Source organism: Plantactinospora sp. B5E13 (genome assembly GCF_039871775.1).
GTDB lineage: Bacteria > Actinomycetota > Actinomycetes > Mycobacteriales > Micromonosporaceae > Plantactinospora.
The window spans coordinates 184,970-201,554 of sequence record NZ_JBDPLT010000005.1; the positions used below are offsets into that span (position 1 = coordinate 184,970).

The window sequence follows — 16,585 nt, forward strand, 5'->3', positions numbered from 1 at the left end:
CCTACGCGTCGCCGTTTGCGCTGCCCGGGCGACCCTTGATCGGTGCGGACGATCACATCTGTGGCGAAGCCGCTCACTCGTGCCGTCATCCGGGGCTTGGGTTTCGGAAGCGGTCGCTAGGGTCATCAGTGAGGGTTCCGCCCATCTGCCGAGGAGCACACACGATCGTGGCTGAAAATCGATCCGCGAAGACTCCGCTGACCTGGTCCGACCTTGACCAGCGCGCCGTCGACACCGTTCGCGTGCTGGCCATGGACGCCGTAGAGAAATCCGGCAACGGCCATCCGGGTACCGCGATGAGCCTCGCGCCCGCCGCCTACCTGCTGTTCAACCGGGTCATGCGGCACGACCCGACCGACCCCGACTGGACCGGGCGCGACCGCTTCGTCCTGTCCGCCGGACACAGCAGTCTCACCCTCTACATCCAGCTCTACCTCAGCGGCTACGGACTGGGGCTGAGCGACCTCAAGTCGTTGCGCCAGTGGGGTTCGCTGACCCCGGGCCACCCCGAACACGGCCACACCCGGGGCGTCGAGACCACCACCGGCCCGCTCGGCCAGGGCCTCGGCAACGCGGTCGGGATGGCGATGGCGGCCCGCCGCGAACGCGGCCTGCTCGACCCCGACGCAGCCCCCGGCACCTCGCCGTTCGACCACCACATCTGGTGCATCGCCTCGGACGGCGACATCGAGGAGGGGATCAGCCACGAGGCGAGCGCGCTCGCCGGACACCAGAAGCTCGGCAACCTGGTCCTGATCTACGACGACAACGAGATCTCGATCGAGGACGACACCCGGATCGCCAAGAGCGAGGACGTCGCCGCCCGGTACGCCGCGTACGGCTGGCACGTGCAGACCGTCGACTGGCGTACCGGTGACGCCGACGAGGGCCACTACCACGAGAACGTCGAGGCGCTGTACGACGCGCTGCTCGCCGCCAAGGCGGAGACCAACCGCCCCTCGTTCATCGCACTGCGCACCATCATCGGCTGGCCGGCCCCGACCAAGCAGAACACCGGCAAGATCCACGGCTCGGCGCTCGGCGCCGACGAGGTGGCCGCCACCAAGAAGCTGCTCGGTTTCGACCCGGCCACGACCTTCGAGGTCGCCGACGAGGTGCTCGCGCACGCCCGCCAGGTGCTGGAGCGGGGCCGGACCGCGCACACCGAGTGGGAGACCGCGTACCAGTCCTGGGCGCAGGCCAACCCGGAGGGCAAGGCGCTGCACGACCGGCTCGCCACCCGTACGCTGCCGGCCGGCTGGGCCGACGCGCTGCCGACGTTCCCCGCCGACGCCAAGGGGATCGCCACCCGGGCCGCCTCCGGCAAGGTCCTCCAGGCCCTCGCCCCGGTGCTGCCCGAACTCTGGGGCGGCTCGGCCGACCTGGCCGAGAGCAACAACACCACCATGGAGGGCGAGCCGTCCTTCATCCCGTCCGAGTACGCCACCAAGGCGTTCCCCGGCCACGAGTACGGTCGCAACCTGCACTTCGGCATCCGTGAGCACGCCATGGGCGCGATCCTCAACGGCATCGCCCTGCACGGCGGCACCCGGCCGTACGGCGGCACCTTCCTGGTCTTCAGCGACTACATGCGTCCCTCGGTACGACTCGCCGCGCTGATGAAGCTCCCCGTGACGTACGTCTGGACGCACGACTCGATCGGCCTCGGCGAGGACGGCCCCACCCACCAGCCGGTGGAGCACCTCAGCGCGCTGCGGGCCATTCCCGGCCTGGACGTGATCCGGCCGGCCGACGCCAACGAGACCGCGTGGGCCTGGCGGGGCGCGCTGCAGAACACCGACCGGCCGGCGGCGCTGGCGCTGAGCCGGCAGCCGCTGCCGACCGTGGACCGCACCGAGCTGGCCGGGGCCGAGGGCGTGCTCAAGGGCGGCTACGTGCTGGCCGAGGCGTCGAACGGGCTGCCGAAGGTGATCCTCATCGGCACCGGCTCCGAGGTGCAGCTCTGCCTCACCGCCCGGGACCGGCTGGAGGCCGAGGGGACCCCGACCCGGGTCGTCTCGATGCCCTGCCAGGAGTGGTTCCGGGAGCAGGACGCGGCGTACCGGGAGTCGGTGCTGCCCCGCGACGTGAAGGCCCGGGTCAGTGTCGAGGCCGGGATCGGGATGTCCTGGCGCGACCTGGTCGGCGACCACGGCGAGACGGTCAGCCTGGAGCACTACGGCGCCTCCGCGCCGCACACCGTGCTCTTCGAACAGTTCGGATTCACGCCCGACCGGATCGTCGCGGCCGCGCACGCGTCGCTGACCCGGCTCGGGGACATCACCGGTTCCACCACAGGCAACTGAGGGAAGTGAGACGACATGACGGACCGGTTGGGTGAGCTGACCGCCGCGGGTGTGGCGGTCTGGCTCGACGATCTTTCCCGGGTACGACTGAGCTCCGGCGGCCTGGACCAGCTGCGCCGGGAGAAGCACCTGGTCGGGGTGACCACCAACCCGACCATCTTCGCCAAGGCGCTCAGCGACGCCGGCGAGTACAACTGGCAACTGCGTGACCTGGCCAGCCGTGGCGTGACCGTCGAGGAGGCGGTCCGGATGCTCACCACGTACGACGTCCGGTGGGCCTGCGACGTGATGCGCCCGGCGTACGACGCCAGTGGTGGGGTCGACGGTCGGGTCTCCATCGAGGTGGACCCGCGGCTGGCGTACGAGACCGACAAGACCGTCGCCGAGGCGAAGGCGCTGTGGTGGCTGGTCGACCGGCCGAACCTGTTCATCAAGATCCCGGCGACCGAGGCCGGCCTGCCGGCGATCACCGCGACCCTGGCCGAGGGGATCAGCGTCAACGTCACCCTGATCTTCGGCCTGGAGCGGTACTCGCAGGTGATGGAGGCCTTCCTCGCCGGCCTCGAGCAGGCGAAGGCGAACGGGCACGACCTGACGAAGATCGCCTCGGTGGCGTCGTTCTTCGTCTCCCGGGTCGACACCGAGGTGGACAAGCGGCTGGAGAAGGCCGGTTCGGCCGAGGCCAAGGCACTGCGCGGCAAGGCCGCGGTCGCCAACGCCCAGCTGGCGTACGAGCGGTACGCCGAGGTCTTCTCCTCGGCCCGCTGGCAGGCCCTGGCTGACGCCGGCGCCCACCCGCAGCGGCCGCTCTGGGCCTCCACCTCGACGAAGAACCCGGACTACCGGGACGTGATCTACGTCGAGGAGCTGATCGCCCCCGGCACCGTCAACACCATGCCGGAGCCGGTGATCCACGCCTTCGCCGACCACGGCGACGTCCGCGGCGGCGACACCGTCACCGGCGCGTACGACGACGCCCGGACGGTCTTCGCCGGGATCGCCTCGGCCGGCGTCGACTTCGACGACGTGATCGACACCCTCGAGCGTGAGGGTGTGGAGAAGTTCGAGGCCAGCTGGCAGGAGCTGCTCGACGGGGTCCGCAAGTCGCTGGAGGCGGCCGCCGGGGGCGTCGGGCAGCCGAACCGCGCCGCCCGGGACAACGCGGCTGCGGCCGCCCGTGCGGGAGGCAACGCGTGACCGGGAAGGATCTGCTCGACGGCGGCTGTGAGGGCGCGGCCGGGCTCGCCGTCTACGGGGCGGAGACCGTCGACGCGGCGGCGCCCGCCTCGGCCCGGGCCGCGCTGCTGGCCGACGACGTACCCGGCCGACTGGTCCGCAAGGACCCGACGCTGTGGGGGCCGGAGGCGCAGGACGAGGCGGCGATCCGGCTCGGCTGGGTGGACACCTTCCGGCGCAGCCGGGAACTCCTCCCCCAGCTCGCCGAGCTGAAGGCGGAACTCGCCGACCTCGACCACGTGGTGCTCGCCGGCATGGGTGGCTCGTCGCTGGCCCCCGAGGTGATCACCCGTACCCTCGGCAAGCCGCTGACCGTGCTCGACACCACCGACCCCGGGCAGGTGCGGGCGGCGCTCGGCGACCGGCTGTCGCGGACCGTCGTGGTGGTCGCCAGCAAGTCCGGTTCGACGGTGGAGACCGACAGCCACCGGCGGGCGTACTGGCAGGCGTTCCTGGACGCCGGGCTGACCGAGGCCGAGGCCGGACGGCACTTCGTGATCGTCACCGACCCCGGCTCGCCGCTGGCCAAGACCGGGGCGGAGATGGGCGCCTTCGTCCTGCTCGCCGACCCGGACGTCGGCGGCCGCTACTCGGCGCTGACCGCGTTCGGGCTGGTCCCGTCGGCGCTGGCCGGGGTCGACGTGGCCGAACTGCTCGACCAGGCCGAGGCACTCGCCGCCAATCTGGGTGGGGACCGGGACAACCCGGGCCTGGCCCTCGGCGCCGCGCTCGGTGCGGCGGCCACCACCGGCCGGGACAAGGTCGCGCTGGTCGCCGACGGCACCGGCATCGACGGCCTCGGTGACTGGATCGAACAGCTGATCGCGGAGTCGACCGGCAAGAGCGGCGTCGGCATCCTGCCGGTGGTGGTCGAGGAGCCGACCAGCCCCGGCGCGACCGCGTCCGACGTGCTGACCGTCACCTACGGTGGCGGCCTGCCGGCCGGCGCGGTCCCCGGCGGCGGCGTCCCGGCCCAGCTGGCGGTCAACGGCCCGCTCGGCGCCCAGTTCCTGACCTGGGAGTACGCGACCGCGGTCGCCGGTGTGGTGCTCGGCATCGACCCGTTCAACCAGCCGAACGTGACCGAGTCGAAGGAGAACACCAACCGGCTGCTCGACGGCGGCCTGCCGGTCGAGTCGCCGACCTTCGTCGACGCCGGGATCGAGGCCTACTGGTCCCCCGGTGAGAGCCAGCGGGACGCCCCGGTCCCCGGTGACCTGGCCGGCGCGCTGCGGCTGCTGCTGGCCGGGCTCGGCGGGGACGGCTACCTGGCCGTGATGGCGTACCTGGACCGGTTCGCCGACGCCGACGCGGGACGGGTCCGGCCCGGACTGGCCGCCGCCTCCGGCCGGCCGGTCACCTTCGGCTGGGGACCCCGGTTCCTGCACTCGACCGGCCAGTACCACAAGGGCGGGCCGCAGCTCGGCTCGTTCCTGCAGATCACCGGGGACGTCGTCGACGACCTGCCGGTGCCCGGCAAGCCGTACACCTTCGGTCAGCTGCAGGCGGCGCAGGCCGCCGGTGACCGACAGGCGCTCGCCGAGCGGGGCCGGCCGGTGCTGCGGCTGCACCTGACCGACCGGGCCGCCGGAGTGCCCCGGCTGGTCGACGTGGTGCGCGGCCTGGCCGGGGTGAGCGAGGAGGGACGACCGTGAATCCGCTGCGCGACCCGCAGGACCGGCGACTGCCGCGGATCCCGGAGCCGTGCGCGCTGGTGATCTTCGGGGTGACCGGGGACCTGGCGCAGAAGAAGCTGCTGCCCGCGGTCTACGACCTGGCCAACCGCGGCCTGCTGCCGCCCGGCTTCGTGGTCCTCGGCTTCGCCCGCCGGGACTGGGGCGACGGCGACTTCGAGTCGCTGGCCCGGGAGGCGGCCCGGGAACACGCCCGGACGCCCTGGCGGGACGAGGTGTGGGGCCGGCTGGCCGGCAACATCAAGTTCGTCGGTGGCTCGTTCGACGACGACGCCGCCTTCGACCAGCTCGCCGCGACCCTCGACGAACTGCGCGACACCCACGGCATCGCCGGCAACGCCGCGTTCTACTTCTCCATCCCGCCGGCGGCGTTCCCGACGGTGCTCAAGCAGCTCGCCCGGACCGGGATGGCGGACAACGACAAGTCCGGCGGCTGGCGGCGGGTCGTGGTGGAGAAGCCGTTCGGCCACGACCTGCCCTCGGCGAAGGCGCTCAACGACCTGGTCGACGACGTCTTCACCCGGGAGGACGTCTTCCGGATCGACCACTACCTGGGCAAGGAGACGGTCCAGAACATCCTGGCCCTGCGGTTCGCGAACAGCCTCTTCGAACCGCTGTGGAACTCCCGGTACGTCGACTCGGTGCAGATCACCATGGCCGAGGACGTCGGCATCGGCTCCCGGGCCGGCTTCTACGACGCCACCGGCACCGCCCGGGACGTCCTGCAGAACCACCTGCTGCAGCTGCTCGCCCTGGTCGCGATGGAGGAGCCGACCAGCTTCGACGCCGACGAGATCCGGGCCGAGAAGCTGAAGGTGCTGCGCGCGATCACCCTGCCGAAGGACATCGCCGCCGGCACGGTTCGTGGCCAGTACCTGCCCGGCTGGGTGGCCGGCAAGCGGGCCGTCGGCTACCTCGACGAGAAGGGGGTGCCGAAGGAGAGCACCACCGAGACGTACGTCGCGGTCCGGCTCGGCATCCAGAACCGCCGCTGGGCCGGTGTGCCGTTCTACATCCGGGCCGGCAAGCGGCTGCCGCGTCGGGTGACCGAGGTCGCCATCATGTTCAAGAAGGCGCCGCACCTGCCGTTCAACCCGGCCGACATGGAGATGCTCGGCAACAACCAGCTCGTCATCCGGGTCCAGCCGGACGAGGGCGTGGTGCTGAAGTTCGGCTCCAAGGTTCCCGGCACCACCATGGAGGTCCGGGACATCGCGATGGACTTCCAGTACGGCGAGGCGTTCACCGAGTCCAGCCCCGAGGCGTACGAGCGACTGGTGCTCGACGTGCTGATCGGCGACCGGACGCTGTTCCCGGACGCGGCCGAGGTCGAACAGAGCTGGCAGGTCATCGACCCGCTGGAGGCCTTCTGGCAGGACACCCGCCCGGAGCCGTACCGGGCCGGCGAGTGGGGCCCCCGGGCGGCGGACGAGATGCTCGCCCGCGAGGGCCGGTCATGGCGGCGGGCGTGATGATCCCAGGGAGGCACCGTTGATCGGCTTGTGGGACACCACCGGCAACGAGGTGGTGAAGGCGCTGGCCGCCGAGCGGCGCAGCGCGGGTGGGGTGGCCAGCGGGATGGCCCTCACCCTGATCGTGGTGGTCGACGAGCCCCGGGTACGGGAGGCCGAGGCGGCGGTGACCATCGCCTCGGCCGCACACCCGTGCCGGATGGTCGTCGTCGTCCGCTCCGACATCGAACGCGACCGGAGCCGGCTCGACGCCGAGATCGTGGTCGGCGGCCGGCTCGGACCGGGCGAGGCGGTGGTGACCCGGATGTACGGGCGGCTCGCCCTGCACGCCGAGTCGGTGGTGATGCCGCTGCTGGTACCGGACGTGCCGGTGGTGACCTGGTGGCACGGCGAGCCACCGGTGGAGATCGCCAACGACTTCCTCGGAGTGGTGGCGGACCGGCGGATCACCGATTCCGCGCAGGCCGCCGACCCGATCGCCGCGCTGCGGCAACGAGCCCGGGACTACGCCCCCGGCGATACCGACCTGGCCTGGACCCGGATCACCCCGTGGCGCACCCTGGTCGCCGGTGCCTTCGACACCACCGAGGGCAACCAGGTCACCTCGGCCACCGTGGTCGGACCGCGGACCGACCCGACCGCGGCGCTGATGGCCGGCTGGCTCAAGTCCCGGCTGGGGCTGGAGCCGGAGTGGCGGCACACCGACGAGTTCCCCCGGATGCGGGAGGTCACGCTGCGCTGTGTCAACGGCGACGAGATGGTGCTGACCCGGGAGGACAGCATGGCGGTCTTCCGCCGTGCCGGGCAGGCCGACCGGCAACTGCCGCTGGTCCGCCGGCCGCTCGGTGAGGAGCTCGCCGAGGAACTGCGGCGGCTCGACCCGGACCAGATCTACGCCGAGGCGCTGGGTGCGGTGGCCGGGATCTCCGGCCTGGACTCCCGCCCCCAGCAGCGGGTGCACATCTGGAAGGACCCGAGCCAGCAGCAGGTCACCGCGCAGCCGGCGGGGTCAGGAGCGGCGTGACCACAACACGCGTGGTACACGCCGACCCGGACCAGCTCGCCCAGGCGGTCGCCGCCCGACTGGTCGTGACAATCATCGACGCGCAGGCGGAACGGGGCACGGCGGGGATTGTGCTGACCGGCGGCCGGATCGCCGCGGCGGTCTACCGGGCGGTCCGCGACCTGCCGGCCCGGGACGCGGTCGACTGGTCCCGGGTCGACGTCTGGTGGGGCGACGAGCGGTTCCTGCCGTCCGGCCACCCGGACCGCAACGAAACCCAGGCCCGGGCCGCCCTGCTCGACGTCCTGCCCGGGGTACGGCTGCACCCGATGCCGGCGTCGGACGGCCCGGACGGCGCCGACCCGGAGGCCGCCGCGCAGCGGTACGCGGCCGAACTGGCCACGGCGGGCCGACCGGCACCGCTGCCCCGGTGGGACGTGCTGATGCTCGGGGTGGGCGAGGACGGCCACGTCGCCTCGGTCTTCCCCGGGCATCCGGTCGGCGACGAGACCCGGCCGGTCTCCGCGGTCCGGGACAGCCCGAAGCCGCCGCCGGTCCGGGTCACCCTGACCGTGCCGACGATCAACACCGCCGACGAGGTGTGGCTGGTCGCCGCCGGCGCCGACAAGGCCACGGCGGTCCGGACGGCGCTCGACGCCGCCGCCCCGGTCGCGCTGCCGGCGGCCCGGGTGCACGGGGTGACCGCCACCCGGTGGCTGCTGGACCGGGCCGCCGCGGCCGAACTCGGGTAGCCGCTGCCCTACCGCTCGCCGCGGCGCTGGCGCAACGCCGCCAGCGCCTCGGCGAGCAGCGCCTCGGCGTCCGCCTCGGTACGCCGTTCCTTCACGTACGCCAGGTGTGACTTGTACGGCTCGGTCCGGGCCCGCCCCGGCGGGTTGTGTACGTCCTGCCCGGCCGGCTGGCCGCAGTGCGGACAGTCCCAGACCGGGGGGATCTCGGCCTCGGCCGCCAGCCGGATCTCCACCATGTGCCCGTTGGCACACCAGTAGCTGACCGCGCGGCGGGGGGCGGGTTCACATCGTTCGCTGGGCCGGGCTGGGCCGGCACCGACTCGGCTGCCACGGATGGCGCTGCCACTTGGCACGACTGCTCGCTCCGTTCGTCATGGGGGGTCCGTCGGTGGGGCGACGGTGTGACGCGGTGCAAGCGCAGACGACTGCGCGCGGCCCACAGTAGCGGACCGCGCGCAGTTGGTGTGACCTCGGTGGGGATTCAGGTGGTCTGGGCGAGCCGCAGCCAGAGGCCGAGGCCGACGATGCAGGCGAACCAGACAAGACCCACCAGAACGGTGTATCGGTCCAGGTTCTTCTCGGCGACCGAGGAGCCGGCCAGGCTCGAGCTGACCCCTCCACCGAACATGCTCGACATTCCGCCACCCTTGCCCCGGTGCAGCAGGATCAGCATGGTGAGCAGCACGCTCGTGATGACCAGCAACACGATCAACGTGTATGCGAACCAGGTTGGCATGGCAGGGGTCAGTCCTCTCAGCTACGGGGGCCCGTCAAGGATAGCGACACCTCAGCGGGTGATGTGCTCCGGGAACCGGCAGATCTGCGCGAACTCCTCGGCATCCAGACTCGCCCCGCCGATCAGTGCGCCATCCACGTCGGGCTGCGCCATGATACCGGCGATGTTGGCCGCCTTCACCGACCCGCCGTAGAGGACCCGGACCTGGTCGGCGGTCGCCTGCCCGTACCGCTCGACAAGCTGGGCCCGGAGCGCGCCACAGACCTCCTGGGCGTCCTCCGGGGTGGCGGTCTTGCCGGTGCCGATCGCCCAGACCGGCTCGTACGCCACCACCAGCTTGACCACCTGCTCGGCGGTCAACCCGGCCAGCGCCGCGTCCAGCTCCTCGCGGCAGTACGCCACATGCCGCTGCTCCTCGCGGACGTCCAGTCCCTCGCCGACGCAGAGGATCGGGGTCAACTCGTTGCCCAGCGCCGCCTTGACCTTGGCGTTGACCAGCCTGTTGTCCTCGTTGTGGTAGGCCCGCCGCTCGGAGTGGCCGACCACGACGTACTGGCAGCCGAGCGCGGCCAGCATCGCACCGGAGATCTCCCCGGTGTACGCCCCGGACTGGTGCGGCGACAGGTCCTGCGCCCCGTAGCCGATCAGCAGCTTGTCGCCCTCGACCACGCTCTGCACGGTGCGCAGGTCGGTGAAGGGCGGCAGGACCACCGTCTCGACGTCGGTCAGCTGCTGCTCGGTGAGGCTCGCCGCGAGCTTCTGGATGAGCAGGTTGGCTTCCCGGTGGTTCAGGTTCATCTTCCAGTTGCCCGCCATCAGCGGCCGGCGGGTGACAGTCGGGCTGCCCACTAGTTCTCCAGAGCGACGATGCCGGGGAGGGCCTTGCCCTCCAGATACTCCAGCGAGGCGCCCCCGCCGGTGGAGATGTGCCCGAACGCCGCCTCGTCGAGGCCGAGCGCCCGGACGGCCGCCGCCGAGTCACCGCCGCCGACCACGGTGAAACCCTTCACCGAGGTGATCGACTCGGCGACCCCACGGGTGCCGGCGGCGAACGGAGCCAGCTCGAAGACGCCCATCGGACCGTTCCAGAAGACCATCCGGGCGGTACCGACGGCGTCGGCGAACTCCGCCACGCTCCGCGGGCCGATGTCCAGACCCAGCCGGTCGGCGGGAATCTGGTTCACCGGCACCGCCTCGTGCTCCGCGTCCGCGCTGAACGCGGTGGCGGCCACCACGTCAACCGGGAGGACGATCTTGCCGGCGCCCCGTTCGAGCAGCTCGCGGCAGGTATCGACCATCTCCTCCTCGAGCAGCGACTTCCCCACCTCGTGCCCCTGGGCCTTGAGGAAGGTGAAGCACATGCCGCCACCGATCAGCAGCTTGTCGACCGACGGCAGCAGCGCCTCGATCACCGCGAGCTTGTCGGAGACCTTCGAACCGCCGAGCACCACCACGTACGGGCGGTCCGGCTCGTGCCGCAGCCGGGCCAGCACCTCCACCTCACGAAGCACCAGCCGGCCCGCGAAGTGCGGCAGCCGGGCCGGTACGTCGTACACACTGGCGTGCTTGCGGTGCACGGCGCCGAACGCGTCGTCGACGTACGCCTCCGCGAAACCGGCGAGCTGGTCGGCGAAGGCGCCCCGCCCGGCCTCGTCCTTGCTGGTCTCCCCCGGGTTGAACCGCAGGTTCTCCAGCAGTGCGACCTGCCCGTCGGTCAACGCCTCGACGGTCGCCCGGGCCGACTCGCCGACCGTGTCGGTGGCGAATCCGACCTCGGCGCCGAGCAGCTCACCGAGCCGCTTCGCGACCGGGGCGAGGGTGTACTTCGGGTCGGGCGCACCCTTCGGACGACCCAGGTGGGAGCAGACGACAACCGCCGCGCCCCCGTCCCGCAACGCGGTCAGCGTGGGCAGGACCGCACGGATCCGGCCGTCGTCGGTGATCGCGCCGGTCTCCTTGTCGAGGGGCACGTTCAGGTCGGCGCGCACCAGGACGCGCCGACCCGAAACCCCCTCGGCGAGGAGATCGTCGAGGTTGCGGATGCTCACCCGGCTACCTCTCCGTTCGCGATTGCGGGGCTCGCAAGCTCACTCCTCACGCTCACAGCCCGGCACCGACCAGCTTGACCAGGTCGACGAGGCGGTTCGAGTAGCCCCACTCGTTGTCGTACCAGCCGACGACCTTGACCTGGTCGCCGATCACCTTGGTCAGACCGGAGTCGAAGATGCAGGAGGCCGGGTCGGTGACGATGTCCGAGGAGACGATCTCGTCCTCGGTGTAGGTCAGGATGCCCTTCAGCGGGCCCTCGGCGGCCGCCTTCATCGCGGCGTTGACCTCCTCGACCGAGGTCTGGCGGCCGGCGGTGATGGTCAGGTCGGTGGCCGAGCCGGTCGGAATCGGCACCCGCAGCGCGTAACCGTCCAGCTTGCCCTTCAGCTCCGGCAGCACCAGACCGATCGCCTTCGCGGCACCGGTCGAGGTCGGCACGATGTTCAGCGCGGCGGCCCGGGCCCGGCGCAGGTCCTTGTGCGGGCCGTCCTGCAGGTTCTGGTCCTGGGTGTACGCGTGGATCGTGGTCATCAGACCACGCTCGATGCCGAACGTGTCCTGCAGCACCTTGGCCATCGGGGCCAGGCAGTTCGTGGTGCAGGAGGCGTTGGAGATGATGTTGTGCTTGGCCGGGTCGTACTGGTCGTGGTTGACGCCCATCACGACCGTGACGTCCTCGTTCTTGGCCGGAGCCGAGATGATGACCTTCTTGGCCCCGCCGTCGATGTGCGCCTTGGCCTTGGTCGCGTCGGTGAAGAAGCCGGTCGACTCGATCACCACGTCCACGCCCAGGTCGGCCCAGGGCAGCTTGCCCGGGTCCTTCTCGGCGAACACCTTCACGGTGTGGCCGCCGACGGTGATCTCGTCGGCGGTCGCCTTGACCTCGTGCGGCAGACGACCAAGGATGCTGTCGTACTTGACCAGGTGCGCCAGCGTGGCGTTGTCGGTCAGGTCGTTCGCGCCGACCACCTCGACGTCGGCGCCCGACGCGAGCACCGCGCGGAAGAAGTTGCGGCCGATCCGGCCGAAGCCGTTGATGCCAACCCGGATGGTCACTGAGTCCATCTCCTCGTGTTTCGGTTCGCCGCCGTCAGCCAGTTCGGCAGCGAAGATGGGTGCGCCGACCCCATGGAAGGTCGGCCGCTGCTAGGTCATCCCGGCCCGCCCCGAGGCGAAATTGCACGGCGGAGAGCCGGTTCCGGCCCCGTCGCCGTACGCTGCGACCCTATCCGAGCTCAGAACGTCGCGTTGCGTCGGGGGAGAATCCGTACGGGTCCGATCACACCACCGGTGACCCGCGGTCACACCGTGAGCATGTCCGGGGTCACCGCCGCCTCGGTGTCCGGGATGCCGAGGTCACGAGCCCGCTTGTCGGCCAGCGCCAACAGTCGACGGATCCGGCCGGCGATGGCGTCCTTGGTCAGCGGCGGGTCGGCCAGCGCGCCGAGCTCCTCAAGCGACGCCTGCCGGTGCTCGAGCCGTAGCCGGCCGGCCGAGGTGAGATGGTCGGGGGCGTCGTCGGCGAGGATCTCCAACGCCCGGGTGACCCGGGCGGCGGCGGCGACCGCGGCCCGGGCGGACCTGCGCAGGTTGGCGTCGTCGAAGTTGGCCAGCCGGTTCGCGGTCGCCCGCACCTCGCGACGGACCCGGCGCTCCTCCCAGGACAGCACGCTGGAGTGTGCGCCGATCCGGGTGAGCAGCGCCGCGATCGCGTCACCGTCCTTGACCACCACCCGGTCGACGCCCCGGACCTCGCGGGCCTTGGCGGTGATGCCGATCCGCCGGGCGGCGCCGACCAGGGCGAGCGCGGACTCCGGCCCGGGGCAGGTGATCTCCAGGGCGCAGGACCGGCCCGGCTCGGTCAGCGAGCCGTGCGCCATGAAGGCGCCACGCCAGGCCGAGACCGCGCAACAGACGTTGGCCGCCACCACGTGCGGCGGCAGGCCCCGCACCGGTCGACCGCGTACGTCGAGCAGGCCGGTCTGCCGGGCGAGTGCCTCGCCGTCCTTGACCACCCGGACGATGTAGTGGCTGCCCTTGCGCAGCCCACCGGAGGCGAGCACGTGAATCTCGCTCGGATACCCGTACACCTCGGCGATCTCCCGGCGGAGCCGGCGCGCCACCGCGCCGGTGTCGAGTTCCGCCTCGACCACCACCCGGCCGGATACGATGTGCAGGCCGCCCGCGAACCGCAGCAGCGCGGCCATCTCCGCCCGGCGGCAGCAGGGTTTGGGCACGTCGACCCGGCTCAGTTCGTCCTTGACCGCAGCGGTCATCGCCATCTTCTCGTCACCTCATGGGCCGGTTCCGGCGGGTGCCGGTGATTCGTACGTGCTTAACGATCGGCGCCCAGGAGAGGCACCAGTGCGGCTCCCAGCGCTGCGGGATCGTGTCGGGGTCCACCGTCCGGGACGGCCACCGGGGCGAGCACGAGCCGCGCACCCAGCGATTCTGCCGCACGGTGCACCGGTTCGGGGTCACCCACCGCCTTACCGTCCGCGACCACCACGTCGATGCCGAGGGCCGGCAGGTACCAGTTGAGTGCCGCCAGGTGGTCGGCGAGGGAGAGCCCGAGGGTCTCCGCCTCGTTGGCAAGGTTGAGCGTGACCAGCCGGCGGGCCGGGCTGGCGACGATCGCGGCGGCCAGCTCGGGCACCAGCAGGTGCGGGATCACGCTGGTGTACCAGCTGCCCGGCCCGAAGATGAGCCAGTCGGCGACGCCGACCGCCTCCACCGCCTCCGGGCAGGCCCGTGGCCCTTCCGGGGTGAGCCGGACCAGCTCGACCCGACCGTCGGTGACCGCCACCGCGTGCTGACCTCGTACGGTCTGCACCGCACTCGGTCGACGTGGGTCGGCGCCGCGGACCCGGGCCTCGATCCCGACCGGTTCGCAGGACATCGGCAGTACCCGGCCGACCGCGCCGACCATGCCGGCGGCGTGGTCGAGGGCGGCGACCGGGTTGCCGAGCATTTCCATCAACCCGCAGAGCACCAGGTTGCCGACCGCGTGACCGGCGAGCGGGTCCCGACCCGGACCGCCGTCGACGAACCGGTGCTGGAACAGGTCGGCGCTGCGCTGGCTGGCCGCTTCGTCGGCGGCGAGGGCGGCGAGCGCCTGGCGCAGGTCACCGGGGGGCAGCGCACCCCGTTCCGCGCGCAACCGGCCACTCGAACCACCGTCGTCGCCGACGGTCACCACGGCGGTGATCTCCAGATCCAGTTCGGGTGCGCAGTGCCGCAGCGCCCGCAGCGATGCCGCCAGGCCGTGCCCGCCCCCGAACGCGACGACCCGTAGGCCGCTCACTCGCGCCCCAGGTCGCGGTGCTGGGCGTTCGCCGCTCACTCGCGCCCCAGGTCGCGGTGCTGGGCGTTCGCCGCTCACTCGCGCCCCAGGTCGCGGTGCTGGGCGTTCGCCGCGAGCCGGGCCTGACGCAGCCGGCTGGCGAGTTCCTCGGCGATCGCCACGCTGCGGTGCTTGCCGCCGGTGCAACCAACCGCGACGGTCAGGTACCGCTTCCCCTCCCGTTCGAAGCCGGGCGCGGTCGCGTTGATCAACCGGGCGTACGTCTCGACGAAGGTGACCGCACCACGTTGGCCGAGGACGTACCGGCTGACGCCCTCCTCACGGCCGGTGTGTTCGCGCAGTTCCGGAACCCAGTAGGGGTTCGGCAGGAAGCGGGCGTCGAGCACGAAGTCGGCGTCCGGCGGCAGGCCGTACTTGAAGCCGAAGGAGAGCACGGTGACCCGCAGCCGGCGGGCGTCCTCGGCGCCGAACAGCTCCTCGACCCGGCTGCGGAGCTGGTTCACGTTCAGGTGGCTGGTGTCGATGATCACGTCGGCCTGGTCGCGGGCCTCCTCGAGCAGGCCGCGCTCGATCGCGATCCCGTCGGCGAGCCGGCCGTCGCCCTGCAGCGGGTGGGAACGGCGCACGCTCTCGAAGCGCCGGATCAGCACCTCGTCGTCGGCGTCCACAAACACCACCCTGGGCTGGAAGCCCCGCTCCTTGAGCGCCCGGATCGCGCCGGCAAGGTCGGTGGAGAAGGCCCGGCTGCGTACGTCCAGCACCATCGCGGTACGCCGGGCGGCGCCGCCGGCCTGGAAGGCAAGCTCGGCCATGTCGAGCATGAGCGCCTGGGGAAGGTTGTCGACCACGTAGAAGCCGACGTTCTCCAGAGCGCGGGCGACGGTGCTGCGGCCGCCGCCGGAGACGCCGGTGACCACGACCAGCGTGGTGTCCGACCGGTTCGGCCCTTCGCCGTCCGGGGACGGTTCCGGCTCCGCGACCGTCGGCTCGACGTCAGCGGTCTTCGGCTCGATCCCGGCCGTCTGTGGCTCCACCGGGTTCCCCTCGGCCACCGGGTTTCCCTCGGCCGCCGAATCGCCCTCGGCCACCGAACCCCCCTCGGCCACCGGCGACCGGTCGGTCGCCACCCACGTCTCGCGCACGTTCCACCCCCAGCCGCGGTTGGGTTCGTAATCTACCCGCCCGTCGGAATCCGACCGGCCGACGGGCTCGAGGGACGATGATACGGCTTTGCTAAAGCTTTCTTTCTAGAACTATCTTTAGGGTATGAGCCATCCCGAAGTCAGGTTGACCGATCCACGAGCCCTGCGGGGGTACGCGCACCCGCTGCGCCTCGCACTGGTCGGACTGCTCCGACGCGAAGGCCCGCTGACCGCCACCCAGGCGGCGGAGCGACTGAACGAGAGTGTGCCGAGCTGCTCGTACCATCTTCGACAGTTGGCCAGATACGGCCTCGCCGAACGGGTCCCCGGCGCCGACGAGCGAGAGCGCCCCTGGCGGGCGACCGCCCTCATGACCTCCTGGGACGACACGTCGGACGACCCGGCCCTGCGGGCCGCGGCCGACCAGCTCAACGCGGTGATCCTGGAGCACTACCTGGAGCGCGCCCGCGCCCACCTGGCACAACGCGCGCACGAACCGCCGCAGTGGCGCGCGCTGACCGGCTTCGGCGACGCCCTCGTCTACCTGACCGCCGAGGAACTGGCGGCGCTCACCCGACAGTTCGAGACGCTGCTGGCCGCGTACGACGACCGGCTGACCGACCCCACCAGGCGTCCCGCCGGGTCCCGTCCGATCAGCATCATCCAACTGCTGCTGCCCACCGAGGCTGCCCCGCCCGGCGCCCCGGCGCCGCCGTCCGGTACTCCGGCGCCCTCAGCCGGTACCCCGGCGCCCTCAGCCGGAGAACCGGCCGGACAGCCAACCGGCCAGCCCGCCGAACCGACGGACCGGTCCGGGGCGGAGACCCAGGGGGAACCGGAGTGAGCGGCACGCTCGCCCCGCCGGAGGCTCCGACGGCCAGAAACCGACGG

General features: G+C 71.9%; 15 protein-coding genes. 7 read left to right on the plus strand and 8 right to left on the minus strand.

The features are described 5' to 3' along the window. Positions 1-167: 167 nt before the first annotated feature. From tkt to pgl, 6 genes are read left to right on the plus strand one after another with little or no spacing between them, the layout of a single operon-like run. Positions 168-2,306, plus strand: a complete 2,139-nt coding sequence (gene tkt / locus ABGB05_RS07215) for a transketolase (RefSeq protein WP_347652390.1) — start codon at positions 168-170, stop codon at positions 2,304-2,306. 15 nt (positions 2,307-2,321) lie between these two features. Next, positions 2,322-3,503 carry a transaldolase gene (tal, locus tag ABGB05_RS07220; RefSeq protein ID WP_347652391.1) on the plus strand — a complete coding sequence of 394 codons (1,182 nt, stop codon included), beginning with the start codon at positions 2,322-2,324 and terminating at the stop codon, positions 3,501-3,503. Beyond that, positions 3,500-5,197 (plus strand): glucose-6-phosphate isomerase, encoded by a 1,698-nt coding sequence (locus ABGB05_RS07225; RefSeq protein ID WP_347652392.1) that lies wholly within the window; start codon positions 3,500-3,502, stop codon positions 5,195-5,197. Before tal ends, ABGB05_RS07225 begins: the two co-directional genes overlap by 4 nt. After that, a complete protein-coding gene (gene zwf, locus ABGB05_RS07230; protein WP_347652393.1) occupies positions 5,194-6,708 on the plus strand; it encodes a glucose-6-phosphate dehydrogenase in 1,515 nt (504 codons plus the stop codon). The genes ABGB05_RS07225 and zwf overlap by 4 nt, the downstream gene beginning before the upstream one ends. Positions 6,709-6,727: 19 nt before the next feature. After that, entirely contained in the window at positions 6,728-7,732 is a 1,005-nt protein-coding gene (locus tag ABGB05_RS07235; RefSeq protein WP_347652394.1) for a glucose-6-phosphate dehydrogenase assembly protein OpcA, read from the plus strand. After that, entirely contained in the window at positions 7,729-8,463 is a 735-nt protein-coding gene (gene pgl, locus ABGB05_RS07240) for a 6-phosphogluconolactonase (RefSeq protein WP_347652395.1), read from the plus strand. Before ABGB05_RS07235 ends, pgl begins: the two co-directional genes overlap by 4 nt. A gap of 8 nt (positions 8,464-8,471) precedes the next feature. Here the strand turns inward: pgl and ABGB05_RS07245 are convergent, their stop codons facing one another. From ABGB05_RS07245 to rapZ, 8 genes are all read right to left on the minus strand, one after another. Beyond that, entirely contained in the window at positions 8,472-8,816 is a 345-nt protein-coding gene (locus ABGB05_RS07245; protein WP_347652396.1) for an RNA polymerase-binding protein RbpA, read from the minus strand. Between the two features lie 128 nt (positions 8,817-8,944). Beyond that, entirely contained in the window at positions 8,945-9,199 is a 255-nt protein-coding gene (secG, locus tag ABGB05_RS07250; protein WP_331211998.1) for a preprotein translocase subunit SecG, read from the minus strand. A 51-nt stretch (positions 9,200-9,250) separates the two neighbouring features. Beyond that, complete coding sequence (gene tpiA / locus ABGB05_RS07255; protein ID WP_347652397.1) at positions 9,251-10,048, minus strand: triose-phosphate isomerase; 798 nt, start codon at positions 10,046-10,048, stop codon at positions 9,251-9,253. Further along, positions 10,048-11,247 (minus strand): phosphoglycerate kinase, encoded by a 1,200-nt coding sequence (locus ABGB05_RS07260; RefSeq protein WP_347652398.1) that lies wholly within the window; start codon positions 11,245-11,247, stop codon positions 10,048-10,050. Before ABGB05_RS07260 ends, tpiA begins: the two co-directional genes overlap by 1 nt. 52 nt (positions 11,248-11,299) lie before the next feature. Then, positions 11,300-12,304, minus strand: a complete 1,005-nt coding sequence (gap, locus tag ABGB05_RS07265; RefSeq protein WP_347652399.1) for a type I glyceraldehyde-3-phosphate dehydrogenase — start codon at positions 12,302-12,304, stop codon at positions 11,300-11,302. A 245-nt stretch (positions 12,305-12,549) separates the two neighbouring features. Further along, complete coding sequence (gene whiA, locus ABGB05_RS07270; RefSeq protein WP_347652400.1) at positions 12,550-13,530, minus strand: DNA-binding protein WhiA; 981 nt, start codon at positions 13,528-13,530, stop codon at positions 12,550-12,552. Between the two features lie 53 nt (positions 13,531-13,583). Further along, positions 13,584-14,552, minus strand: a complete 969-nt coding sequence (yvcK, locus tag ABGB05_RS07275) for a uridine diphosphate-N-acetylglucosamine-binding protein YvcK (RefSeq protein ID WP_347652401.1) — start codon at positions 14,550-14,552, stop codon at positions 13,584-13,586. A 74-nt stretch (positions 14,553-14,626) separates the two neighbouring features. Next, positions 14,627-15,475 carry an RNase adapter RapZ gene (gene rapZ / locus ABGB05_RS07280; RefSeq protein WP_347652458.1) on the minus strand — a complete coding sequence of 283 codons (849 nt, stop codon included), beginning with the start codon at positions 15,473-15,475 and terminating at the stop codon, positions 14,627-14,629. A 343-nt stretch (positions 15,476-15,818) separates the two neighbouring features. On the opposite strand from rapZ, the gene ABGB05_RS07285 reads away from it, so the two are divergent. Next, on the plus strand, positions 15,819-16,538 hold the full coding sequence (locus ABGB05_RS07285; protein ID WP_347652402.1) for a helix-turn-helix domain-containing protein: 720 nt from the start codon (positions 15,819-15,821) through the stop codon (positions 16,536-16,538). Positions 16,539-16,585: the final 47 nt, after the last annotated feature.